The sequence below is a fragment of the Streptomyces sp. NPDC014764 genome, assembly GCF_043082785.1.
Taxonomy (GTDB): Bacteria; Actinomycetota; Actinomycetes; order Streptomycetales; family Streptomycetaceae; genus Streptomyces; species Streptomyces althioticus.
On record NZ_JBIBXY010000016.1, the window covers coordinates 68,995 to 91,350 of the forward strand.

The 22,356-nt window shown below is 74.1% G+C and carries 20 protein-coding genes and 1 pseudogene; 11 read left to right on the forward strand and 10 right to left on the reverse strand.

What is annotated here, in order from left to right:
- Window positions 1-64: 64 nt before the first annotated feature.
- From ACF1AG_RS28140 to ACF1AG_RS28150, 3 genes are read left to right on the forward strand one after another with little or no spacing between them, the layout of a single operon-like run.
- On the forward strand, window positions 65-1,588 hold the full coding sequence (locus ACF1AG_RS28140; protein ID WP_359601914.1) for a tetratricopeptide repeat protein: 1,524 nt from the start codon (window positions 65-67) through the stop codon (window positions 1,586-1,588).
- Window positions 1,585-3,108 (forward strand): nickel transporter, encoded by a 1,524-nt coding sequence (locus tag ACF1AG_RS28145; protein ID WP_391810586.1) that lies wholly within the window; start codon window positions 1,585-1,587, stop codon window positions 3,106-3,108. Before ACF1AG_RS28140 ends, ACF1AG_RS28145 begins: the two co-directional genes overlap by 4 nt.
- A gap of 9 nt (window positions 3,109-3,117) precedes the next feature.
- Window positions 3,118-4,806: a serine/threonine-protein kinase gene (locus ACF1AG_RS28150; protein ID WP_391810587.1), complete on the forward strand. Its 1,689-nt coding sequence runs from the start codon at window positions 3,118-3,120 to the stop codon at window positions 4,804-4,806.
- Between the two features lie 10 nt (window positions 4,807-4,816).
- On the opposite strand, the gene ACF1AG_RS28155 is transcribed toward ACF1AG_RS28150, so the two are convergent.
- Window positions 4,817-5,623 carry an SGNH/GDSL hydrolase family protein gene (locus tag ACF1AG_RS28155; protein ID WP_387796597.1) on the reverse strand — a complete coding sequence of 269 codons (807 nt, stop codon included), beginning with the start codon at window positions 5,621-5,623 and terminating at the stop codon, window positions 4,817-4,819.
- A 169-nt stretch (window positions 5,624-5,792) separates the two neighbouring features.
- Between ACF1AG_RS28155 and ACF1AG_RS28160 the strand changes: the two genes are divergently transcribed.
- Both ACF1AG_RS28160 and ACF1AG_RS28165 read left to right on the forward strand, forming a co-directional pair.
- On the forward strand, window positions 5,793-6,887 hold the full coding sequence (locus ACF1AG_RS28160) for a DUF5925 domain-containing protein (protein WP_359601917.1): 1,095 nt from the start codon (window positions 5,793-5,795) through the stop codon (window positions 6,885-6,887).
- Window positions 6,888-6,903: 16 nt separating this feature from the next.
- Window positions 6,904-7,680: a DUF72 domain-containing protein gene (locus ACF1AG_RS28165; protein ID WP_391810588.1), complete on the forward strand. Its 777-nt coding sequence runs from the start codon at window positions 6,904-6,906 to the stop codon at window positions 7,678-7,680.
- 69 nt (window positions 7,681-7,749) lie between these two features.
- Here ACF1AG_RS28165 and ACF1AG_RS28170 read toward each other — a convergent pair whose 3' ends face one another.
- Window positions 7,750-8,115 (reverse strand): GntR family transcriptional regulator, encoded by a 366-nt coding sequence (locus tag ACF1AG_RS28170; RefSeq protein WP_359750598.1) that lies wholly within the window; start codon window positions 8,113-8,115, stop codon window positions 7,750-7,752.
- Window positions 8,116-8,210: 95 nt separating this feature from the next.
- On the opposite strand from ACF1AG_RS28170, the gene ACF1AG_RS28175 reads away from it, so the two are divergent.
- On the forward strand, window positions 8,211-9,143 hold the full coding sequence (locus ACF1AG_RS28175; protein ID WP_391810589.1) for a GNAT family N-acetyltransferase: 933 nt from the start codon (window positions 8,211-8,213) through the stop codon (window positions 9,141-9,143).
- A complete protein-coding gene (locus ACF1AG_RS28180; RefSeq protein ID WP_359601921.1) occupies window positions 9,124-9,624 on the forward strand; it encodes a DUF402 domain-containing protein in 501 nt (166 codons plus the stop codon). Before ACF1AG_RS28175 ends, ACF1AG_RS28180 begins: the two co-directional genes overlap by 20 nt.
- A 24-nt stretch (window positions 9,625-9,648) precedes the next feature.
- On the opposite strand, the gene ACF1AG_RS28185 is transcribed toward ACF1AG_RS28180, so the two are convergent.
- On the reverse strand, window positions 9,649-10,269 hold the full coding sequence (locus ACF1AG_RS28185; protein ID WP_359601922.1) for a class I SAM-dependent methyltransferase: 621 nt from the start codon (window positions 10,267-10,269) through the stop codon (window positions 9,649-9,651).
- 138 nt (window positions 10,270-10,407) lie between these two features.
- Between ACF1AG_RS28185 and ACF1AG_RS28190 the strand changes: the two genes are divergently transcribed.
- Window positions 10,408-10,542: a hypothetical protein gene (locus ACF1AG_RS28190; protein ID WP_349790641.1), complete on the forward strand. Its 135-nt coding sequence runs from the start codon at window positions 10,408-10,410 to the stop codon at window positions 10,540-10,542.
- A 14-nt stretch (window positions 10,543-10,556) separates the two neighbouring features.
- On the opposite strand, the gene ACF1AG_RS28195 is transcribed toward ACF1AG_RS28190, so the two are convergent.
- Window positions 10,557-11,027, reverse strand: a complete 471-nt coding sequence (locus ACF1AG_RS28195) for a GNAT family N-acetyltransferase (protein ID WP_391810590.1) — start codon at window positions 11,025-11,027, stop codon at window positions 10,557-10,559.
- 183 nt (window positions 11,028-11,210) lie between these two features.
- Here ACF1AG_RS28195 and ACF1AG_RS28200 point away from each other — a divergent pair, with 183 nt between their 5' ends.
- On the forward strand, window positions 11,211-12,248 hold the full coding sequence (locus ACF1AG_RS28200; protein ID WP_359601924.1) for a lytic polysaccharide monooxygenase: 1,038 nt from the start codon (window positions 11,211-11,213) through the stop codon (window positions 12,246-12,248).
- Between the two features lie 74 nt (window positions 12,249-12,322).
- On the opposite strand, the gene ACF1AG_RS28205 is transcribed toward ACF1AG_RS28200, so the two are convergent.
- Window positions 12,323-13,186 (reverse strand): lipase family alpha/beta hydrolase, encoded by an 864-nt coding sequence (locus ACF1AG_RS28205; RefSeq protein ID WP_391810591.1) that lies wholly within the window; start codon window positions 13,184-13,186, stop codon window positions 12,323-12,325.
- A 174-nt stretch (window positions 13,187-13,360) separates the two neighbouring features.
- Window positions 13,361-13,549: pseudogene (locus ACF1AG_RS28210) on the reverse strand (MarR family transcriptional regulator); the annotation flags it as partial.
- Window positions 13,550-13,577: 28 nt separating this feature from the next.
- Between ACF1AG_RS28210 and ACF1AG_RS28215 the strand changes: the two are divergent.
- On the forward strand, window positions 13,578-13,952 hold the full coding sequence (locus ACF1AG_RS28215; RefSeq protein WP_391810592.1) for a cupin domain-containing protein: 375 nt from the start codon (window positions 13,578-13,580) through the stop codon (window positions 13,950-13,952).
- A gap of 9 nt (window positions 13,953-13,961) precedes the next feature.
- Here ACF1AG_RS28215 and ACF1AG_RS28220 read toward each other — a convergent pair whose 3' ends face one another.
- Both ACF1AG_RS28220 and ACF1AG_RS28225 read right to left on the reverse strand, forming a co-directional pair.
- Entirely contained in the window at window positions 13,962-14,930 is a 969-nt protein-coding gene (locus ACF1AG_RS28220; RefSeq protein WP_387796587.1) for a hypothetical protein, read from the reverse strand.
- Window positions 14,927-18,484: a DNA polymerase III subunit alpha gene (locus ACF1AG_RS28225; RefSeq protein ID WP_391810593.1), complete on the reverse strand. Its 3,558-nt coding sequence runs from the start codon at window positions 18,482-18,484 to the stop codon at window positions 14,927-14,929. The genes ACF1AG_RS28220 and ACF1AG_RS28225 overlap by 4 nt, the downstream gene beginning before the upstream one ends.
- Before the next feature lie 155 nt (window positions 18,485-18,639).
- Between ACF1AG_RS28225 and ACF1AG_RS28230 the strand changes: the two genes are divergently transcribed.
- Window positions 18,640-19,707: a DUF3533 domain-containing protein gene (locus ACF1AG_RS28230; protein ID WP_359601929.1), complete on the forward strand. Its 1,068-nt coding sequence runs from the start codon at window positions 18,640-18,642 to the stop codon at window positions 19,705-19,707.
- Between the two features lie 59 nt (window positions 19,708-19,766).
- Here the strand turns inward: ACF1AG_RS28230 and ACF1AG_RS28235 are convergent, their stop codons facing one another.
- Both ACF1AG_RS28235 and ACF1AG_RS28240 read right to left on the reverse strand, forming a co-directional pair.
- Entirely contained in the window at window positions 19,767-20,813 is a 1,047-nt protein-coding gene (locus ACF1AG_RS28235; RefSeq protein WP_391810601.1) for a S1 family peptidase, read from the reverse strand.
- A gap of 507 nt (window positions 20,814-21,320) precedes the next feature.
- Window positions 21,321-22,226, reverse strand: a complete 906-nt coding sequence (locus tag ACF1AG_RS28240) for a S1 family peptidase (protein ID WP_359604785.1) — start codon at window positions 22,224-22,226, stop codon at window positions 21,321-21,323.
- Window positions 22,227-22,356 lie beyond the last annotated feature (130 nt).

Consider the following 22,356-nt stretch of genomic DNA (forward strand, 5'->3'; position numbering starts at 1 on the left):
ACCGGCGCGGCCCTCCCTCCCATCCCCCACGGCAGGGCCGCGCCCCCATCGACGAAGGAGCCCCATGTCCCCGCGCACGGACGACAGCACCGGCGGGAGCGGCCAGGAGGCGGCACCGCCCGCCGGGGCGCCGACGGCCCCGAAGGTGCGAGCAGCCCCGGAGGCGCCGACGGCCTCGGAAACATCGGCGGTCGCGCAGGCGCCGCGGACCGCGTCCACCGCCGAGCGCGTCGACGCGCTGAGGCGGTTCGCCGCCGCCGTGCGCCGTGGGCGCGGACCGCATCTCACGTCGTGCGCCGTGCTGCTGGCCGTGGCGATGACCGCCGGGGCCGTCGCCGTGGGGGGTGACGGGCGGGGCGCGGCGCGGGCCGTGCCCGGCGTGTCCCGGGCGGTGGGCGCGGATGTGCTGCTCCGGGGGGACCTGGACACGGCGATCCGGTCGCTGCAGGCCCATGTGCGGCAGCAGCCTCGGGACTTCGGGGCCTGGGCGACGCTCGGGCTCGCGCAGGTGGAGCGGGCGCGGACCGACGGGGACCCCTCCCGCTACGCCCGTGCCGAACACGCGCTCGCGCGGTCCCTCGCCCTGCGTCCCGGCAACGACCAGGCGCTCGCCGGACAGGCCGCCCTCGCCGCCGCGCGCCACGACTTCACCGCCGCCCTGGACCACGCCGAGCGCGCCCTGGAGCGCAACCCGTACAGCGAACGCGCCCTCTGCTCCCGGATCGACGCCCTGGTGGAGCTGGGCCGGTACGCGGAGGCCGCGGAGGCGGCGACCGTCGCCGACCGCAGGCGTCCGGGCGTCCCCGTGTTCACCCGGTACGCGTACGTGCGGGAGCTGCGCGGCGACGTGCGCACCGCCCGCCGGGTGCTGCACCAGGCCCTCGACAGCGCGTCCGGCCCCGCCGACGTGGCGTACGTGGCGACCGCGCTGGGCAACCTGGAGCGCGGCCAGGGCCGGTACGGCATCGCCCTGCGCCACTACGCCCGCGCGCTCGCCGCGGACGACGCCCACCTCCCCGCCCTGGAGGGCCGGGCGCGCGCCCGGGCCGCGGCCGGCGACCGGGCGGGCGCGATCACGACGCTGGAGCAGGTCGTCGCCCGCTCCCCTCTGCCCGGCCCGCTGGTCGCCCTCGGCGAGCTGTACGAGGACCGGGGCGACCGCGCGAAGGCCCGTGAGCAGTACGCCCTCGTCGACGCCTGGACCACGCTGGCCCGGGCCGGCGGCGTGGACGTGGACCTCGACACCGCGCTCGCCGCGGCCGATCACGGGGACACCGCCGAGGCGCTGCGGGCGGCCCGCGCCGAGTGGGACCGCCGGCGGACGGTGCACACGGCGGACGCCCTCGCCTGGGCGCTGCACCGGGCGGGCCGTTCCGCGGAGGCCTTGCCGTACGCCCGCCGGGCCACGGCCACCGGCTACCGTGACGCCGCCTTCCTCCACCACCGGGGCATGGTCGAGAAGGCCAACGGGCTCGACAGCGCCGCCCACGCCTCCCTCACCGCCGCCCTGGAGCTGAACCCGGGCTTCTCCCCGCTCGGCGCCCGCGCGGCGCGCGCCGCCCTGAAGGACCTGGAGGCGGCGCGTTGAACCTCCTGCGTCCCGTCGCGGCCGGCGCCGCGCTCCTCGCCGCCGCCACCGCCCTCGCCCTGGTCCCGGCCCCGGAGGCGAGCGCGCACCCGCTCGGCAACTTCACCGTGAACCGGTACGACGGCCTGGTGGCCGCGCCCGGCGAACTGCGCGTGCTGCACGTCGAGGACCTCGCAGAGATCCCCGCGACCCAGGCGGCACCGGACCTCGCCGGTCTGGGCCGCGACGCCTGGGCCCGTGAGCGGTGCGCGACGGCCGCCCGCGACAGCGAGGTCCGGGCCGACGGCCGTCCGGCGCCGCTCACCGTGCGCGCCGCCCGCGTGCGGGTGCGGCCCGGCCAGGCGGGACTGGACACCCTGCGCGTGGAGTGCCGGCTGACCGCGCCCCTCCCCGGAGGCCGTACGGTCGCCGTCGAGTTCCGCGCGGCGGGGGGTGACATGGGCCCCGGCTGGCGGGAGGTCACCGCGCGGGGGGACCGTACGACGCTCGCCGCCTCGGACGTGCCCGAGGAGTCCCTCTCCGCCGGGCTGACCCGGTACCCGGAGGACCGGCTCGCCTCCCCGCCCGACACGCGGACCGCGTCCCTGAAGGTCCGCCCCGGCGGCCCGGCGCTCGCGGCGCGCGGGACGGCCGAGGCGGACGCGCCCGCGTCCGCGATCCTGCCGCGGGGCGCCGACCGCTGGACGCGGGCCCTGGACGACCTGGTCGCGCGGCGTGACCTGACCGTCGGGTTCGCCGCGCTCGCCCTGCTGCTCGCGGTGTTCCTCGGCGCGATGCACGCGCTCGCGCCGGGCCACGGCAAGACCCTGATGGCCGCGACCGCGGCGGCCCGCGGCGGGCGGGCGCGGATGCGGGACGTGCTCCCGATGGCCGCCTCCGTCACGGTCACCCACACGCTCGGCGTGGTCGCCCTGGGTCTGCTGGTCACGGCCGGTTCCGCCGCCGCGCCCTCCGTCGTCGCCTGGCTGGGGATCGCGAGCGGCGTCCTGGTCACCCTGGCCGGCGCCCAGCTCGTACGCCGCGCGCTGCGCCGGCGCGGTCATCACGCGCATCCGCAACCCCACGAGCACGAACACCCTCACGACCACGATCACGATCGCCCGGCCCCTCACAAACACCCTCACACCGCCCTCACCCACACCCACGGCGGGCGTACGCACACCCATCCCTCCGCGCCCACGGTGCGCGGCACGATCCTGCTCGGGTTCGCGGGCGGTCTCGTCCCCAGCCCGTCCGCCGTCGTGGTGCTGGTCGGCGCCGCCGCCCTGGGCCACGCCTGGTTCGGACTGCTGCTCGTCGTCGCGTACGGCGCCGGACTGGCGCTCGCACTCACCGCCACCGGGTACGCGGTGGTGCGGGCGGGCGGGGGCGTGACCCGGCTGCTGGCCCGGCGCCCGCGCTGGACGAGCGCGCCGTGGGCGGCGCTGGTGCGCCGGAGCGCGCCCCTCGGTTCGGCGTGCGTGGTGCTGGTCGTGGGGGCCGGATTGGTGTTCAGGGGGGCTGCATCCGCACTCGGCTGAGCTACTTTCATGAGGAAAGGGCGAATTCGCCCGGACGCGATAGGGGGCGCCGTGTCCGAGGAACCGGGCAGTGAGCGGGTGATCGCGGGACGCTACCGGCTTCTGTCGCCGCTGGGCGAGGGCGGCATGGGCACCGTGTGGCGGGCGCGGGACGAGGTGCTGCACCGCGAGGTCGCGGTGAAGGAGGTCCGCGCCCCGGCGGGCCTGCCGGCGTCCGACGTGGAGCGGATGTACGCACGCCTCGAGCGGGAGGCGTGGGCGGCGGCCCGTATCGCCGACCGCACCGTGGTGACGGTGTACGACGTGGCCACGGAGGACGGACGTCCGTGGATCGTGATGGAGCTGGTGCGCGGACTGTCACTGGCGGAGGTGCTGGAGGCGGAGGGTCCGATGACCCCGCGGCGGGCGGCCCGCATCGGCGCCGAGGTGCTGGCCGCGCTCCGCGCCGCCCACGCGGCCGGGGTGCTGCACCGGGACGTGAAGCCCGCCAACGTGCTGATCGCGAACGACGGCAGGGTGGTGCTCACCGACTTCGGGATCGCCACGGTCGAGGGCAGTTCGGCCCTGACGATGACCGGGGAGGTCGTCGGTTCGCCCGAGTTCCTGGCGCCGGAGCGGGCGTTGGGGCGTACCCCCGGTCCGGAGTCCGACCTGTGGTCGTTGGGCGTGCTGCTGTACGCGGCGGTCGAGGGCCACTCCCCGTTCCGGCAGGACACCCCGCTGTCCACGCTGCGGGCGATCGTGGACGAGGAACTGCCGCCGCCCCGCCGGGCGGGTCCGCTCGCGCCGGTCGTCGAAGGGCTGCTGCGCAAGGATCCGGCCGAACGCCTGCCCGCGGACCGGGCGTCGGAGGACCTGCGTGCGGTCGCCGCCGGGGGCACTCCGGGCGCGGACCCGGCGCGTACGGCCTCCTCGTACGCGCCCACGGTGGCCGCGCTCCCCGCGCAGCCGCCGACCGGCCCGTACCAGCCGCTCGTGACCTCCCGTCAGCCGTCCGGCGGAGCGCCCACGGCCGCCACGGCGGCGCCCCCGCCCTCACGCGGGCGGAGAAGCGTCGCACTGCTGATCGCGGGGCTGGTGCTGCTGGCGGTCGCGCTGGCCGGGCTGACGTACGCGCTGCTGGACCAGGACGACGGGGAGCCGGAGGCCGGGAACGGCGGGGCGAGTTCCCCGGCCACGACCGGCGACAAGGGCGCCGGGGGGACGGAGACGGAGGACGACCCGTCGCCTTCCTCCTCCACGACGGACGACGCGGCCGAGGACGAGGGCGACGACGGCGGACACGAGGACGGGACCCCGGCCGTCACGGTGTCGGTCGCGGTGACCGGCACGCGCACGGAGTACTCCGGCGCCTGCCCGCCCCCGCACGAGGAGGCGCCCTCGATCACGGCGACGTTCACGGTGAACCGGCTGCCGGCCGAGGTGCGCTACCGCTGGGCGACCGAGGACGGTTCGGCGGCGGACCGGGGCTGGCGCACCCTGTCGTTCCCCGCGGACGGCGGCCGGACCCGGCGGGACACGGTGGTGGTGACGACCTACTCGGAGAGCGGGGAGCTCCACGGCCGGATCGGTGTGGAGGTGCGGGAGCCGGTGCGCGGGACGTCCGGAACCGTGCCGTTCTCGGTGGTGTGCGCGACGGAGACCCCGTCGGGCGGGGCCTCCGCTTCGGCGTCCGGTGCGCACGAGGACGGTTACTGAACCGCGGAGGTCAGGCCGCCGAGGTGAGCACCGGGAGGTAACCGCCCGACTGTCCGGCGGCCTTCGGGTGGTACGAGTTGCCGATGTTCAGCCAGTCCACGCTGTGCAGCCAGGAGTTGCCGGAGCAGATCTCGTGGCCGCTGAACGGGGTGCGGACGTCGCCGAACGTGTAGCCGTACGCGCGGGCGCGTGCGGCGATGGCGCTGTTCAGGTGGTCGGAGGCGTCGTTGATGGCCTTCCGCTTGGTCTCGGAGAGGCCGATGCAGGTGGTGCCGAGCCGGTAGAAGCGGGGGTAGCCGAGCACCACGACATGGGCGTTGGGCGCCCGGTCCCTGATCGCCGTGTAGACGCCGTCGAGCCTGCCGGGCAGCGTCGAGTCGACGAAGGCCCGGGCGGTGGCGATGCGGGAGAGGCAGGAGCTGTCGGACTGGAGCACACAGGTCGTCATGACGTCGGCGAACCCTGCGTCGTTGCCGCCGACGCTGATGGAGACGAGGGCGGTGCTCGTGGAGAGCGGACCGAGCTGCCCGGAGAGGACGTCTCCCGTCCGGGCGCCCGAACAGGCCGTGAAGGAGAAGGACGAGGGGGAGTTCGCGGCCGCCCAGAGGTACGGGTGGGCCTTCGTGCTGCGCTTGCAGTCGCCGCTGGAGGAGATGTAGCTGCCGGCGCCGACACCCGAGGCGTAGGAGTCGCCGAGGGCCACGTACGGGCCGGGGGCCGCCTGTGCGGACGCGTGCGCCGCGGTCGCCCCGGTGAGGGCGGCGGTGACGGCGAGGACCAGAGTGGCGAGGATGAGGACAAGTCGGGAACGTCTCATGGAACCTCCCTTTAGCAGGATCTCTGCTTCAACCGTCGTATCAACTACGCGTGTTGAGCGGAAGTGTTCATGTCAAAAGTATTACCGTTGAGTACCGGACAAACACGCGCGCACCGGCGCACGAGGCAAATCGGGTGCACAGGGGGCGCTCGTGACCGATCATGGCGGCATGTCCGCGCACCCGCACGACGCCCTGCCGATCCGGCTCAACGTCGACGACAACGACTCCCCGTCCGACGTCGTCGACGCGCTGTTCCTCGGCCGCTTCGCGACGGGCGAGCAGCCCTACTCGCACGCCGTCAACATCGAACGCGTCCGGTCCACCGCGACGCTCCTGCCCGCGCAGGCGCGGGTGCTGCGGCTCGCCAAGGACGACGACCGCAGCGCCACCCTGGCCGAGGGGGACGGCTGGACGCTGCTCATCTCCCGCTGGAGCCGGGGCGCCGACGTCACGGTGACCGCGACCAGCGCCGACCTGGCGAAGCGGATCCTGGAGGAGGCCACCGACGGAGCGGCCGACGAGCCGGAACCCCAGCCGGAGAACGTCACCATGGGGTTCTGGTACGTCTCCCCGCGGCGCGGCCCGCACCGCACCACCCGGCAGATCACGGCCGGCACCTGGGAGGAGATCCGGCCCAACTACACCGCCCCGGTCGCGGATGCGATGGACCGTCTGATGAAGACCACCCCCGAGGACATCTCAGGGCGGCTGCTCCTGCTGCACGGCCCGCCGGGCACCGGCAAGACCTCCGCGCTGCGCACGCTCGCCCGGTCCTGGCGCGACTGGTGCCAGGTGGACTGCGTCCTGGACCCCGAGCGGCTCTTCTCCGACGTCGGCTATCTGATGGACATCGCGATCGGCGAAGAGGACGCGTCGGGCAAGAACCGCTGGCGGCTGCTGCTCCTGGAGGACTGCGACGAGCTGATCCGCGGCGAGGCCAAGCACACGGCGGGCCAGGCCCTGTCCCGGCTGCTGAACCTCACCGACGGCCTGCTCGGCCAGGGGCGCAACGTCCTGGTGGGCGTCACCACCAACGAGGACCTGGAGCGGCTGCATCCCGCCGTGGTACGTCCGGGCCGCTGCCTGGCCCGTATCGAGGTGGGGCCGCTGACCCGCACGGAGGCGGTGAACTGGCTGGGCCGCGAGGAGGGCGTCGGACGCGAGGGCGCGACCCTGGCCGAGCTGTACGCCCTGCGCCGGGGCACCTCCCCGGCCTCCCTGCCTGAGCCGCGCGGCGACGCGGACGCGGGCCTGTACCTGTAGGAGCCGGGAGGGCCGCATGCCGCTGCTGGTCGGGACCTCGGGATGGCAGTACAAGGACTGGCGCGGCGTGCTGTACCCGCCCGGTCTGCCGGTACGGCTGTGGCTGGAGGAGTACGCCACCGCCTTCCCCACCGTCGAGGTGAACAACGCCTTCTACCGGCTCCCCTCCCGGGAGACCTTCGCGTCCTGGCGGGAGCGCACCCCGCCCGGCTTCGTCGTCGCGGTCAAGGCGAGCCGCTACCTGACGCACGTCAAGCGGCTGCGGGACCCCGAAGAGCCGGTGGAGCGCCTGATGGGCCGCGCCACCGCCCTCGGCGACCGTCTGGGCCCGGTCCTCCTCCAGCTCCCGCCGACCCTCCAGGCCGACCCCGCGCTGCTGGACGCCTGCCTGCGCTGCTTCCCGGAGTCCACCCGGGTGGCCGTCGAACCCCGCCACCCGTCCTGGTGGACACCGGACGTCCGCGCGGTCCTGGAGTCACGCGGCGCGGCCCTCTGCTGGGCGGACGTCCTCTCCCGCCCGGTCACCCCGCTGTGGCGCACCACCGACTGGGGCTACGTCCGCTTCCACCAGGGCCGGGCCCGCCCCTGGCCGAACTACGGCCGCCAGTCCCTCCGCACCTGGCTGGGCCGTATCACCACGACGTGGCCCCGAGAAGCAGACGTGTACGCCTACTTCAACAACGACCCCGACGCAGCAGCGGTCCACAACGCCAGAGCACTGACGGAATTGACACGCCCGAAGGGGCGCGGGGAACTGCGCGCTCAGCCACGACGAGCCCGCAGGGACCACTGAACGCTCGCCCCCAAGGGGCGCGGGGAACTGCGCGCCAAGCCCTCACCCACCCGCAGTGGACACTGAACGTCACTCAAACGCCGCCCGCAGAGCATCCCGCACCGCGGCCATCGCCGCCTCCTCCCCCACCCCCAGCCTCCGAGCCCGCTCAGCGAAGACCGCCGCCGCCGCGGCGACCTCCCTCTCCGCCGCCGACCCAGCGGCAGCGATCACCGTTCCGTTCCGTCCTCGTGTCTCGATCACCCCGTCCGCCTCCAGCGCCCGGTACGCCTTGGCGACCGTGTTCGCCGCGAGGCCGAGGGTCTCGGCCAGCCCCCGCACGGTGGGCAGCCGGTACCCCACCGGGAGCTCCCCGGACCGCGCCTGCCCGGCGATCTGCGCCCGCACCTGCTCGTAAGGCGGTGTTCCGTCCTGGATGTGGATCCGTACAGTCACGCCGCGATTCTCGCGCACCCCCGTCCCGGGTACCGCATCCCCGGCCGCGGAAAATGGGAGGCACCCCGCCGCACCACCTCGTAGCGTGCCCTCACATGACAGTGACCGTCCGCGACGTCCGCCCCGGCTCCCGGGCCGACCTGGAGGGCTTCGCCCGCGTACGGCAGGCCGCCCTGCCGTTCATCCTGGTCACCCCGGAGTCCCTGGCCCACGACCTCACCCAGATGCACCCCGACGCCCGCTACCGCCCACTCGTGGCGGTGGACGACGACGGCGAGGTGACCGGCACGGCCCAGGTGCACCTGGTGCACGACAGCACCGTGCCCGGCCAGGGCAACGTCAACATCTACGTGCACCCCCGGCACACGCGCCGCGGCGCCGGGACGCTGCTGCTGCGCGCAGCCGAGGAGCATCTGACCGCGCACGGGGCGACCCGGCTGCTGGCCTGGGTGCTGGACGAGCCCGGCAACCGCGCCTTCGCCGAGCTGCACGGCTACCGGGCAAGCCGCTCCGCGCACTTCCTCCGCCTGGACCTGGCGCACCGCGAACTGCCCCCGCTCCCGAGCCCGCCGCCCGGGGTGGAGCTGCGTCCGGGGTCCGCGTACGCCGACGACCCGCGTCCGCTGTTCGAGCTGGACGCGGAGACCACGGCGGACGAGCCGAGCGATGTGGACATGGAGTTCACCGACTACGAGGCGTGGCTCAGGGAGACCTGGCGGCATCCGCTGTTCGATGCGGAGCTGACCACGGTGGCCGTGGTGGACGGCCGGCCCGCCGCGTTCACGGCGGCCCGCACCGACGGCGGCACCCGGTACGCGACGGGCATGACCGGCACGGCCCGCGCCCACCGCGGGCGGGGTCTGGCCAAGCTCGCGAAGAACGACTCCCTGCACCGGGCCCGCGCGGCCGGGTACACGGAGGCCTTCACGGGTAACGACACGGGGAACGAGCCGATGATCGCGATCAACAAGTGGTTCGGCTACGAGCTGTGCGGGACGGAGGTGCGGTATGTCCGCGAACTCGGCTGACGGACCGGCGACGGTCGAGGTGGTGCTGGTCAAGGCGGGTCGTACGAAGATCAGTTACCCGGCGGAGCTGCTCGCCGACGACGGCGCCCGGGTGAGCGTGCGTGCCCCGTGGGCGGGCGAGGGCGTGCGCGACTTCGGCTTCGTGCGGTTCGAGCCCGGGGACGTCTTCACGGAGCACTACTGGCGGGACCGCTGGTACTCCGTCAAGGAGGTGCGCGCCCCCGGGGGCGCCCTCAAGGGCCACTACTGCGACATCACCCGCCCGGCCGAGCTGTCCGGGGACCGCCTGGTGGTGGAGGACCTCGACCTGGACCTGTGGGTCTCCGCCGACGGCACGGACGTACGGCGGCTGGACGAGGACGAGTTCACGGAGAGCGGCCTGGCCGCCCGGGACCCGGGCGCGGCGGCGGCCGCGGTGGCCGCCCTCGACGAACTGGACGCCCTGGCCCGAGGGGCGGGGCTGGGCACCCTGCTCACCTGAGACACCCTTCGGGCCGCCCGGGTGTCACTCCCGCAGGGCCACCACCGCGTACCGCTCGTCGTCGACCTCCCGTCCCCACAGCGACGGGTCCCCTGACAGCCGCTCCACGCGCACCCGGGCGGTGATCGGGGCGAGGAGGGCGGTGAGCCGGTCCGCGGGTATGCCGACCGGGCTCACCGTCCCCCACACGCCCTCGACCAGCACCAGCCGTCCGCCCGGCCGCAGCAGGTCGCGCCAGCGCCGCAGCACCCGGTCCGGCTCGGGCAGCGTCCACAGCACGTGCCGGACGAGGACGGCGTCGTACCGCTCGCCGTCGACGGGCGGGCGGGCCGCGTCGCCGGTGAGGAACACCGCGTGCCGCCCGGCGAGCTTCTGCCGGGCCAGCTCCACCATGGCCGGGGACCGGTCCACGCCGGTGACCCGGTGGCCCTGCTCGGCGGCGAGGAGGGAGAGGCTGCCGGTGCCGCAGCCGAGGTCGAGGACGTCGCCGGGCCGGCCCGGCAACCAGTCCTTCAGCCGCGCGGCCCAGGCGGCGCGCACCTCGGGGTCGCGCAGGCCGTGGTCCGGCTCCTCGTCGAAGGTGGCCGCCCGCGCGTCCCAGTCGGTGCCGCCGGCATCCGTCCCGGCACCCTGATCTGTGGTCATGGGCTGAGGGTGACACCTGCCACTGACAGTCGATTGGTGACCGGGGCCACAGACACGACGGGACGGATGAGGAACTCTCCCCCGAAAGGTTCACCGCCGTGGGAACGGGTGACCCGGTGAGCCTTCGAGGAGGCAGCCATGCGCCGCGTCACCGTGCAGAAGCCCTCGAGGAGGACGGACACCCGCCGGGTCCGTGAGGAAGCCGACGAGCGTCCCGCGGAGCGCCCCGAGGTCCGCAAGGACGTCGCCCGCACCTGGTGGCCCGACGGCTGAACGCGCCGCGGGGCTCAGCCCAGCCGCTTGCGGTAGTGGATCCGGTCGTACGGGCCGGTCACCCGGCGCTCCACGGTCTCGTAGCCGAGCCGCGGGTAGATCTTCTGGTTCTCCCACATCATGGCGTTCGTGAGGAGCCGGATCTCGGGCAGTCCGAGCGCCCGCGCCCGGGCCTCCGCGAACTCCAGCAGCAGCCGTCCCAGCCCTGCGCCCTGCGCGTCGGGGAGGACGGCGACGGTGTCCAGGTACAGGTGGTCCGCGCGGGGCTCCAGCACGACTAGGCCGGCCAGGCGCGCGGTTCCGCCGTCGTCCGGGAGTTCCGCGACGAACACCCGGCCCGCGGCCACGTTCGCCGCGTGGTCCGCCTCCATGGGCGCCGGCAGCACTCCGATGCGGGCGACGTAGGGCCGGAAGGCCGCGTCCACCACCGCCCTCACCTCCGGTACGTCGGCGGCGACGGCCGGCCTGATCCGTGCGTTCGTCATGCGCGCACGGTACCTACCTGATCCCAGTCCGAACGCTCCCTTAAAGCGACCATAAGGATCTCCCCGTACCGCCCTCACCGGGCGATTTCCGGGTTCCCGGGGGCTAGCTTCTGAGCCACCCCCACGGGATCCCCCCGGGGTCTCCCCCCTGAGATCCGCCGTTCGCCGAGGAGTTGCTGCCCCATGTCCGCACGCCGCAAGGCCGCTGTCGCCGCCATGGCTCTCGCCCCGCTCGCCCTCACCGGACTGGCCGCCGCACCGGCCGCCGCCCACGGTTCGATGGGCGACCCGGTCAGCCGGGTCTTCCAGTGCTTCGGCGAGGGCCCGGAGAGCCCGAAGTCGGAGGCGTGCAAGGCGGCCGTCGCGGCCGGCGGCACCCAGGCGCTGTACGACTGGAACGGCGTCCGCATCGGTGACGCGGGCGGGCGTCACCAGGAGCTGATCCCGGACGGCAAGCTGTGCAGCGCCGGCAACGAGGCGTTCAAGGGCCTCGACCTGGCGCGCTCCGACTGGCCGGCGACGAGCGTGTCCGGCGGCGACCACACCTTCAAGTACCGGGTGACGGCCCCGCACAAGGGCACCTTCACGGTGTACATCACCAAGCCCGGCTACGACCCGGCCCAGCCGCTGGCCTGGGACGACCTGGACCTGGCCGACCCGGTGGCGACGTCCACCGACCCGGCCGCGGTCGACGGCTTCTACACCTTCTCCGGCACCCTCCCGGAGCGCTCCGGGCAGCAGCTGCTGTACGCGGTCTGGCAGCGGTCGGACAGCCCCGAGGCGTTCTACTCCTGCTCGGACGTCACCTTCGGCGGCGCCCAGGCGGGCGGCGGCGCGGCCGGCGGCGGAACGGCGGACAAGGGCGGCGAGACGGACAAGGACGAGGACGCCGCGGGTGGCGACGCCCCGAAGGAGGCGGCCGCCCCGGCGCCCTCCGCCTCCGCGCCGTCCCAGGAGCAGATCGAGGCCGGCTCCGAGAAGTCGACGGTCGAGAACCACGGGCACGGTGACGACGACCCCGCCACCACGGCCGACCCGGTCGCCGCGGACACCGGCAGCCAGCTGAAGGCGGCCGGCGGCGGGCAGGACCTGGCGGAGACCGGCGGTGACGCGAACACGCCGTACCTGATGATCGGCGGCGCGGCGGCGCTGGCGCTCGGCTCGGCCGCGCTGTTCGCCTCCGCGCGGCGGCGCACGGCGGCCGGACGCCACGGCCGCTGAACCGGCGGCGGGTCCCTGTCCGCCGGCTCAGGCCGGACAGGGACCCGCTGCTTCCCACCTCGCGGTGACTCGTGTCAGCTGAACACGGAGGCGCAGGTGGTGCGTTTCGCGCGGTCCGGGTCGAGGGCGTTCGCCACCTCATGGAAGGCGATCCGGTCGAGCAGCCCGATGGCCAGGTGCTCGGACAGGTCGACCGCGCAGAGGTCCTGGAGGACCACGTTGCGGACGTTCGGTCCGGCCAGGAAGGCGCTGCGGTACGGGGTGACGACCTGGTCGTACTTGGTGGCGATGACGGTGTAGCGGACGCCTGGGACGGTGTCGCCGCCCGCGTTGAGCTTGGCGAGGAAGGCGGAGCCGGCGATCTGGTCGGCGAGGGCGGGGGTGGCGCTGCTGAGGAGGTCCTCGGCTCCGGGGAAGTGGGGCAGCAGCGCGGTGAGACCGCTGAGCGTCGTGCCGTGGTTGCTGGGGGCGAGGCCGATGAGGGCGTTCACCTCGGCGGCGCCGCCGAGGAACTTGAGGTAGTAGCGGGGCATCATGCCGCCCTGGGAGTGGCCGACGATGTCGACCTTCGCGGCGCCGGTCGCGGCGCGCACCCGGTCGACGTAGGCGTCGAGCTGCTCGGCGGACTTCTCGACGGGGCCGAGGCCGTGGAAGAAGGGGACGCCGGGGAGCCGGCCGTAGTCCAGGGAGAAGACGCAGTAGCCGCGGTTCTTCAAATAGGGCGCGAGGCCCAGCCAGTTGTCGACGGAGTTGCCGAAGGTGCCGTGGACCAGGACGACGGGGCGGGGGTGGGCGGCGGAGGGCTTGCAGGTGAAGTCGTTCCAGCCGGAGCTGGGTGCGGCGGCGGCCTGCGCGCCCGAGGCGGCGGGGGCGGTGACGGCGACCGCGGCCAGGAGGAACGCGGCCAGCGGTCTGATCACCCGCTTCCAGGGCAGCATCGTGTGATCTCCTTGCGGCTCAAGGGGGAGGGTGGGGTCCTACGCCCTGTGATCCGGATCACGGGATGCTGTTCACCCATCAAGTTACGGGCGAGTAGGGAAAGCCGGGAAGTTACGGGTCGGTAAAAAATCCCACCGGCGGCCCACGATCACCCCCCGACACCTGATAAGGCCTCACCAAGCGGGACGAATCGCCTCGTCGGGCGCGATACGCAGCAACTGCGCTCCCGGCGCGCACACTTCGGACTCCCCCAGCGCCTCGCCCCGGGCGCACACGGCCTCCGCCGCCGCCTCCTCGGCCGCCCGGGCGCAGGCCCGCCCCGCCTCGGTGAGCACGACCAGCGGCGCCCGCGCGTCCGCGGGACCGAATAGCCCGACCCGGAGGTCCGTCATGCCCGTCGTCCGCCCGTCCGATGCCGTCGTCCACGAGATGCACGGCGCCCGCTTCGTCTCGTACGTCCGCCCCTCGGCGGGCAGCGAGGAGCTGTGCGCCTGGCGAGGCGAGATCCCCGCCGGGACTCGGGCGCCCGCGCACACCGTCAGCCGGGGGGAGATCCTCCTGCTGCTCTCCGGCGAGCTGCTGATCACCCTCGACGGCCCCCCGTACCGCGTCGACGCGGGCGACACCGTCGTCGTGGGCCCCGGCTCGACGCTCGCCGTGGAGAACCCGGGCGACGAGTCCGCCGTCACCTGGGTCACCACCTCCCACGCTCTGGAGGCGACGCTCGCCGACGGCACCCGCACCGTGCCGCCGTGGGCCGGCTGATCTCCGGGGCTACGCCGCCAGCGTCCCCGGCATCACCGCGTGCGGGCCGAACTTGGCCCGCACGCGGTCCGCGACCTCCTCGATGCGGCGCACCTTCTCGTCCACCGGGTCGAAGGTGAGCTGGTGGGCGGCCTGTTCGGCGGGGTCGAGGCCCTCCGCGCGCAGCACCACCGCACGCACCCGGGCGCGCTGCAGACCGAGCGCCTCGTACAGGCCGTACGCCGCCCTGGTGAGCGCGGGCGAGTGCGCGGTCGGCTCGGGGAGCGTGCGGGTGCGGGTGGTGGCCGACCGGTCGGCGTAGCGGACGGTGAGGGTGAGGCCGCGGCAGACCTTGTCCAGGGCGCGCAGCCGGGCGCCCAGTTCCTCGGCGGCCGAGAGCAGGGCGCGGCGGTGCCGTCCCGGGTCCAGTTCGTCGCGGGTGAAGGGGCGTTCGGCCGCCAGTGACCGGGAGACGCCGTTGGGGACGACCCGGCCGCGGTCGACGCCGTTCGCCTTCTCGTGCAGCTCGCGTCCGGCGCGGGCGCCCACCAGCCGCTGGAGTGTGGACAGCGGCGCGGCGGCGACCCGGCCGAGGGTGTCCAGACCGTACTCGCACAGGGTGCGGGCGGTCTTGGCGCCCACGCCGGGCAGCGCGACGACGGGCTGTCCGGCGAGGAACTCCCGCACCTCGTCCCCGTCCACCGCGCGGGTCCGCCCCGGCCGGGCCTCCCGCAGCGCCATGCGGGCCGTCATCGGCCCGGGACCCGCGCCGATCACGCAGTCGACGCCGTGCAGGGCGAGGGCGCGCACCCTGATCACCGAGGCCAGTTCCAGCGCGGTGCGCCCGAAGTACCGTTCGGCGCCCCGCAGATCGGCCAGTGCCCCGTCCGGTGGCAGGGCCTGCACGACGGGGGTGAACTCCTCCAGCAGGCCGAGCAGCCCCGGCAGGGCCGCCTCGTACATCGGCGGCAGCTGGAAACGTACGCAGAGAATGGTCATCCCGCACTCCCCGGACTCTGGTGCCACAACTTCCTTCCCACCGCGGGCCCTTCGCCCGCGGGGCGCAGATCGGCCCAGGGGTGCATCTCGTACCCCGTGGGCATGCGGATCGTCCGTTCCTCCATCGGGTCCCTGGCGGCCGAGCCGGCCGGCGCGGGCAGCCCGTCCGAACCGGCCAGCCGCCTGCGGGCCGGCGCGTCGCCGTCGTCGGCCTCCCCGGAGCCGTTGCCGGTCGGGGCGGCGAGCCGCGCGGCAACCCCCTCCAGCCCTTCCTCCCGGCGGATCTCCAGCAGGTCGGCGAGGTTCCACGCGGCGGAGCCGACCACGCTGAAGCTGCGCGGGCCGCGCCGCTGCACCACCCCGCGCACCAGCAGCAGCCAGGAGTGGAAGACGGTATGGGCGCAGGTGTCGTGCGAGTCGTCGAAGAAGGCCAGGTCGACCAGGCCCGTGCCGTCGTCCAGGGTAGAGAAGATGACCCGCCGCCCGGAGCGGACGGGCGGGGTCTGGGTGGCCGCCTTGGCGCCCGCGACCAGCACCGTCTCCCCGTGCCGCACCTCGCGCAGCCGCCGCGCGGAGACCACGCCCAGCTCCTTGAGGAAGGTGCCGTGGTCGTCCATCAGATGGCGGGAGGCGTCCATGGACAGCACGCCGAGTTCGGCGCTGAGCTTCTCCGGCTCGGTGAGGTCGGGCAGCCCGGCGGAGGCGGTCCGCCGGCCCCCGGACAGCGGGAGCTGGTCGCCTCGCCCGCCGCGGGCGCCGCGGTGCAGCTCGGTCAGATGCAGTTGCAGGTCACGGCGGTTGGCGCCGAACGCGTCGAGCGCGCCGACCTGGGCGAGCCGACCGGCGAGCGGACGGCTGGGCCGGGCCCGCTCCCAGAAGTCGAGCAGCGAGGCGTACGGCCGGCCCTCGGCGATCCGCTCCGCCTCGGCCTCGCTGATGCCGTGCACGTCGGACAGCGCCAGGCGCAGGCCCCACACCGGCTTCCCGCCCTCCGGGGCGTCCTTCGACGCCCCCTTCACATCCCCTGAATCAGACACCAGTTCGATACTGTGTGCGACCCCCGACTTGTTCACGTCCAACGGCAGCACCGGCACCCCCCGCCGCCGGGCGTCCGCCAGCAGCAGCCGCTTGGGGTACATCCCGGGGTCATGGGTGAGCAGCCCGGCGTAGAAGGCGGCCGGATGGTGGGCTTTCAGCCACGCCGACTGGTACGTCGGCACGGCGAAGGCGACCGCGTGCGCCTTGCAGAAACCGTAGGAGCCGAAGGCCTCCACGATCTCCCAGGTCCGCTGAATCGTTTCCGCGTCATAGCCCCGGGCCGCCGCGTGCTGGGCGAACCACACCTTGATCCGCCCTTGCGACTCCGGGTCGGACAGCCCGCGCCGCACCCGGTCCGCCTCGCCGCGCCCGCAGCCGGTCAGCACCGAGACGATGTCGATGACCTGCTCGTGGAAGACCACGACGCCGTACGTCCCCTTCAGCGCATCCTCCAGGTCCGGGTGCGGGTAGCGCACCGGCGCCCGCCCGTGCCGCGCCTCGATGAACGGCCGCACCATGTCGGCGGCGACCGGCCCCGGCCGGAACAGTGAGATGTCCACGACCAGGTCGTGGAAGGTCGACGGCTGGAGCCGCCCCACCAGGTCCCGCTGGCCGGGCGACTCGATCTGGAAGCAGCCGAGCGTCTCGGTCGACCGGATCAGCCCGTACGTCGCCGGGTCGCCGTCCGGGACCGCGTCCAGGTCGATCCGCTCCCCCGTCGCCCGCTCCACCTCGCCCACCGCGTGCGCCATCGCCGACTGCATCCGCACACCCAGCACGTCCAGCTTGAGCAGCCCCAGGTCCTCCACGTCGTCCTTGTCGAACTGCGCCATCGGGAAGCCCTCGCCGCTGGTCGGCATGACCGGCGTCCGGTTCAGCAGGGAGGCGTCGGACAGCAGCACCCCGCAGGGGTGCATGGCGACCCCGCGCGGCAGCGCGTCGAGGGCCTCGACCAGCTCCCACAGCCTGCCGTACTTCTCCTTCTCCCCCGCCAGCTGCCGCAGTTCGGGCAGTTCCTCGAGCGCCGCGCGGGCGTCACGGGCGCGGATGTGCGGGAAGGACTTGGCGACCCGGTCGATCTCGGCCGGGTCCATGGACAGCGCGGCGCCGACGTCCCGGACGGCGTGGCGCACCCGGTAGGTCTCCGGCATGGCGACGGTGGCGACCCGCTCGGCGCCGAACCGGCCGATGATCGCGCGGTAGACCTCGAGCCGGCGGGCGGACTCCACGTCGATGTCGATGTCCGGCAGCACCACCCGCTCCTTGGACAGGAAGCGCTCCATCAGCAGCCCGTGCTCGACCGGGTCGGCGTGCGCGATGCCGAGCAGGTGGTTGACCAGGGAACCGGCGCCGGAGCCCCGCGCGGCGACCCGGATGCCCATGTCCCGCACGTCGTCGACCACCTGGGCGACGGTGAGGAAGTAGGAGGCGAAGCCGTGGTGGGCGATGATGTCCAGCTCGCGGTGCATCCGCTCCCAGTACTCCCGGCGGCGGTCGTAGCCGCGCAGCACCATGCCCGCCGTCGCGCGGGAGGCCAGCGCCCGCTGGGCGGTGCGGCGGCCGGCGCCGACGAGGTGCGGCTCGGGGAAGTGGACGCTGCCCATGCCGAGGTCGTCCTCGGGGTCGACCAGGCACTCGGCGGCCGTGGCCTGCGTCTGGTCGAGCAGCCGCAGGGCGGTGTCGCGGCGGAAGCCGGCGGCCTCCACGATCCGCTCGGCCGCGTGCAGCATGGCGCCCTGGTCCTTCAGCCAGGCCTCGCCGGAGTCCAGCCCTTTGGCCGGGTCGACCGGAACCAGCCGGCGGGCGGCGTCCAGCACGTCGGCGACCGGGCCGAGGCCGGGGTCGGCGTACCGGACGGCGTTGCTGAGGACGGGCCGTACGCGCTGCTCGGCGGCGAAGCCCAGGGTGCGGGCGGCCAGCCGCAGCGAGCCGGGGCCGGTGCCGTTGCGGCCGTGCCAGACGGCCTCCAGACGCAGGGCGTCGCCGTACACCTCCCGCCAGGGGGCGAGCAGCCGGGCGGCGCGGTCGGGGCGTCCCGCGGCGAGGGCCCGGCCGACGTCGGAGTCGGGGCCGAGCAGGACGGTCAGGCCGTCGGCGTGGTTGTCCTCCCACGACAGCCGCGGGAGGCCGTCCGCCGTGTGGGCGGCGGAGACCAGGCGGCACAGGTCGGCCCAGCCGCGGGCGCCGTCCCGGGCGAGGAAGGTCACGCGCGGTGTCGACTCGTCGATGAAGGCACCGCCGCGCACCGGGGTGCGGAGTCGGTCCCGACGTACGGAGCTGTCGCCGGGGGCGGCGGCCGGGGGCGTCACCGCCAGCTCCGCGCCGAACAGCGGGCGGACGCCGGCCTTGGCACAGGCCTTGGCGAAGCGTACGGACCCGGCGAGGGTGTCGCGGTCGGTGAGGGCGAGGGCGTCCATGCCGCGCTCGGAGGCGCGCTCGGCCAGCCGTTCCGGGTGGGAGGCGCCGTAGCGCAGGGAGAACCCGGAGACGGTGTGCAGATGCGTGAAACCCGGCACGCGCACCTCCCGCACTCGTGAGTCCCGACCGTCTATCGAACAACTGTTCCCAGTCACCTCACCCCCACCATAGACCAATTTTCGAATGAGTGTGCGACATCCGTTCGGCCCTGCCCCACCTGCGCAAACACCCGCCGCCCCGGACCGTGGGAGGCATGACACAGAGCACCGGCCCCGGGGCCCGCCCCCGCTCGTTCCCCGGTGAGGTACGCGACGCCGTCACTCCGCGGGCCACCCTGCTGGTGCTCGGCGTGATCGCCCTGATGCTGCTGTTCATCACCTCGTACGTGGGCGCCCTGCACCACCCGACCCTGCGGGACGCGTCCCTCGGGGTCGTCGCGCCCCCGCCCGTGGCGAAGGAGACCGTGACCCGGCTGAAGGAGCTGCCGGGCTCGCCGCTGGCCCCCCGGACGGTGGCGGACGAGGCGACCGCCCGCCGGCAGATCGAGGACCGGGACATCGACGGGGCCCTGGTGGTCGACCCCGAGGGGACCACCGACACCCTGCTGGTCGCCACCGGCGGCGGCACCGCGCTGGCCACGGCCCTGGAGCAGCTCTTCACCGAGGCGGAGCGGGACGAGCGCCGCACCCTGCGGGTCGAGGACGTCGCCCCGACCTCCGCCCAGGACGCCAACGGACTGTCGTCGTTCTACGTGGTGGTCGGCTGGTGCGTGGGCGGCTATCTGTGCGCGTCGATCCTGGCGATCAGCTCGGGCGCCCGCGCGTCCACCCCGCGCCGGGCGGTGATCCGGCTCGGTGCCATGGCCGTGGCCGCGGTGCTCGGAGGGCTCGGCGGCGCGCTGATCGCCGGACCGGCCCTCGACGCGCTGCCGGACGGGTTCGCGGGGCTGTGGGGGCTGGGCGCGCTGATCATCTTCGCGGTGGGCGCCGCCACGCTCGCACTCCAGGCCGTCCTCGGTGTCCTCGGGATCGGCGCGGCGATCCTCATCGTGGTGATTCTGGGCAACCCCAGCTCGGGCGGGGCGCTGCCGGCGCCGCTGCTGCCGCCGTTCTGGGCGGCGATCGGACCGGCGCTGCCGCCGGGCGCGGGCACCTGGGCGGCCCGCTCGATCGTGTACTTCCGGGGCAACGGCGCGACCGGCCCGCTGCTGGTGCTGTCCGCCTGGGCCGTGGCGGGGACCGTCCTCACCGTGCTGATGTCGGCGCTGCGCCGGCGGCCGGAGCCGGAACCGGCGCGCACGGCACGGGGATCCGGTGCCTGAACGCGGACGTCCCGCCCCTCCGTGCGGGAGGGACGGGACGCCGTGCGGTCCGGGCGGGCTCAGCCGATCTGCGTACCGGTGGCCGACAGGGCCTCGGTGACGGGCTGGAAGAAGGTCGTGCCGCCCGAGGAGCAGTCGCCGCTGCCGCCGGAGGTGAGGCCGACCGCGCTGCTGCCCGAGAAGAGCGAGCCGCCGCTGTCGCCGGGCTCGGCGCACACGTCGGTCTGGATCAGACCGTTGACGATGTCGCCGTTGCCGTAGTTCACGGTGGCGTCCAGGCCGGTGACCGTGCCGGAGTGGACCTGGGTGGTGGAGCCGCTGCGGGTCACCTGCATGCCGACGGTCGCCTCGGCGGCGCCGGAGATCGACTGCGAGGAGCCGTCGTACAGGTTCACCTCGCTCGGGTGCGCCACGTCGGCCGTGTACTTCACCAGGCCGTAGTCGTCGCCCGGGAAGCTGGACGCGGCGTTCTCGCCGATGACGTTGCCCGAGGAGTCCGACCAGGTCGAGATGCCCTCGGTGCAGTGGCCCGCGGTGAGGAAGTGCGGCTCGCCGCCCTTGGTCACGTTGAAGCCCAGCGAGCAACGCCCGCCGTTGCCGGTGATGGCGTCGCCGCCCGCGATGAAGGGCTTGAACTCACCCTTGGTGCGCTGGAGCTCCACCGTGGTGCCGAGACCTTCGGCGACCTCGGTCAGCTTGGCCCACTCGGCCTTGGAGACCGTGCGGTCCGCCGTGACGACGACCTTGTTGGAGACCGGGTCGGTCACCCAGGACGTGCCCGGGATGGTGGCGTCCTGCTGGAGCGTGGTGCGCGCGCTCTTCAGCTCGGCGAGCGAGTTCGCCACGACTCTGGCCTTCGCGCCGGCCGACTCGACGGCCTGGGCCGCGGTCTCGTCGAGCACGTTCACCACGAGGCTCTTGCTCTTCGCGTCGTAGTACGTTCCCGCCGCGTCGGTGCCCAGGTCCTGGAGCAGCGTCGAGGCGAGGTTTCCGGCCGCCTGGACCGAGAGGGTGCGGGGCGCGGCGCCGGCCGGGACCTCGCTGGCGTTCGCAGTCTGGAAGGTGACCGCGCCCGCGGCCAGTGCGGCGATGCCCGCACCCGCCATGACGGCACGGCGCCTGGGTATGCGTCGGTGCTTCAACTCACGTCCTCCTGTGGGGGGACGGCCCGGAGGGGTTGTGGGGACCTCGCCGGACCGGAAGGCGTACGGCCACGGGGGTGGAGCACAGCAAAAGCCACGCCCGCGCCGGTTGAACGCCGCCTACTCTTCCGAACGGCACAGGGAGCACACAAGGTCGACTTCCAGACGCGTGCACGACAACGTCCGTGCGCCCCCTATGTCCTGACAGTTCATGGAGACGCGGGACGGTTCACACTGCAAACGTCACGCGGGGGTTACCGGGGGCACGCACCGCCCGTCCGGTCGATGGCTGAAAATCGCCCCCTGGCGGCAGGATCCTTCCGGTGCGCGACGCGCGGAAGTTGCGATCGCACCGCCCGCGGACCGGTCCGGAACAGGGACGAGCCCCCGCACGCGGGTCGCGTGCGGGGGCTCGTGAGGGCTGTCGGCTCCTCGGGAGCCGTACAGAACCGGCCGGGCCGGCGGGGCGTCCTAGTAGACGCTGACCCCGTAGGCGCTCAGGGCCTCGGTCACCGGCTGGAAGAAGGTCGTGCCGCCGGAGGAGCAGTTGCCGCTGCCGCCGGAGGTCAGACCGTACGCGGTGCCGTTGCTGCCGTAGAGCGCGCCGCCGGAGTCGCCGGGCTCGGCGCAGACCGTGGTCTGGATGAGACCGGAGACGATGTCTCCGCCGCCGTAGTTGACGGTCGCGTTGAGCGCGGTCACCCGGCCGCTGTGCGTACCCGTGGTGGAGCCGTCACGGATGACGGTGGTGCCCACGCTCGGGGTGGCCGCACGGGTGATGTCCACGCCGTTCGCGGTACCGGGCCGGCTGACGGAGCCGGTGTACCGGACGATGCCGTAGTCGTTGCCCGGGAAGCTGGATCCGGCCGTGGTGCCGATGGCCGTGGTGCGCGCGGAGTTGGAGTACCAGGTGCCCGCGCCGTCGGTGCAGTGACCGGCGGTCAGGAAGTACTCGGCGCCGCTGCTGCTGCGGACGTTGAAGCCGAGGGAGCAGCGCCAGCTGCTCGCGTAGATGGCGTCTCCGCCCTGGATGAGCTTGGTGATCTTGCCCGGGGTCCGCTTGACGGTGATCGCCTCGGCGTTCTCCCCGGCCTGCTGCTTGATCTTGTTGATCTCGGCCTGGGAGACGGTGCTGTCGACGGTCACGACGACCCGGTTGGTCTTGCTGTCGACGGCCCAGGCGGTGCCCGGGACATCGGCCTTCAGCACCGAACTGCTCGCGCTCTTGAGCGCGGAGGTGCTGAAGGTGGCGGGGGATTCTGCGGCGGTCGCGCTGGGGATCGCGATCGCGGCGGCGGCCACGAGGCCGGTGGAGACGGCGATCAGCCGAGTCCGTCTCGAGATGCCGCTCTGGGGGGTGGTGCGCTTGATCCTCACGTTTCGTTCCTCCACAAAGGAAGTTGGGGGCCCTCGTGGGGTTGTGGGCCCGGTGAGGCGCAGCCAGCGGACGCCGGACCGGATTCCGGACCCGTCGTGCCCCTGACAAGCGCTGCGGTGAGTATTCGAC

Coding starts and splice junctions, on each gene's coding strand:
- ACF1AG_RS28235 (WP_391810601.1), bottom strand. CDS start 20,813: ATGGCGGGTGCGGGCATCGCCGCACTGGCCGCGGGCGCGGTCACCTTC.
- ACF1AG_RS28165 (WP_391810588.1), top strand. CDS start 6,904: ATGCCGCTGCTGGTCGGGACCTCGGGATGGCAGTACAAGGACTGGCGC.
- ACF1AG_RS28155 (WP_387796597.1), bottom strand. CDS start 5,623: ATGAGACGTTCCCGACTTGTCCTCATCCTCGCCACTCTGGTCCTCGCC.
- ACF1AG_RS28190 (WP_349790641.1), top strand. CDS start 10,408: ATGCGCCGCGTCACCGTGCAGAAGCCCTCGAGGAGGACGGACACCCGC.
- ACF1AG_RS28195 (WP_391810590.1), bottom strand. CDS start 11,027: ATGACGAACGCACGGATCAGGCCGGCCGTCGCCGCCGACGTACCGGAG.
- ACF1AG_RS28140 (WP_359601914.1), top strand. CDS start 65: ATGTCCCCGCGCACGGACGACAGCACCGGCGGGAGCGGCCAGGAGGCG.
- ACF1AG_RS28150 (WP_391810587.1), top strand. CDS start 3,118: ATGAGGAAAGGGCGAATTCGCCCGGACGCGATAGGGGGCGCCGTGTCC.
- ACF1AG_RS28205 (WP_391810591.1), bottom strand. CDS start 13,186: ATGCTGCCCTGGAAGCGGGTGATCAGACCGCTGGCCGCGTTCCTCCTG.
- ACF1AG_RS28200 (WP_359601924.1), top strand. CDS start 11,211: ATGTCCGCACGCCGCAAGGCCGCTGTCGCCGCCATGGCTCTCGCCCCG.
- ACF1AG_RS28230 (WP_359601929.1), top strand. CDS start 18,640: ATGACACAGAGCACCGGCCCCGGGGCCCGCCCCCGCTCGTTCCCCGGT.
- ACF1AG_RS28220 (WP_387796587.1), bottom strand. CDS start 14,930: ATGACCATTCTCTGCGTACGTTTCCAGCTGCCGCCGATGTACGAGGCG.
- ACF1AG_RS28160 (WP_359601917.1), top strand. CDS start 5,793: ATGTCCGCGCACCCGCACGACGCCCTGCCGATCCGGCTCAACGTCGAC.
- ACF1AG_RS28180 (WP_359601921.1), top strand. CDS start 9,124: ATGTCCGCGAACTCGGCTGACGGACCGGCGACGGTCGAGGTGGTGCTG.
- ACF1AG_RS28185 (WP_359601922.1), bottom strand. CDS start 10,269: ATGACCACAGATCAGGGTGCCGGGACGGATGCCGGCGGCACCGACTGG.
- ACF1AG_RS28175 (WP_391810589.1), top strand. CDS start 8,211: ATGACAGTGACCGTCCGCGACGTCCGCCCCGGCTCCCGGGCCGACCTG.
- ACF1AG_RS28215 (WP_391810592.1), top strand. CDS start 13,578: ATGCCCGTCGTCCGCCCGTCCGATGCCGTCGTCCACGAGATGCACGGC.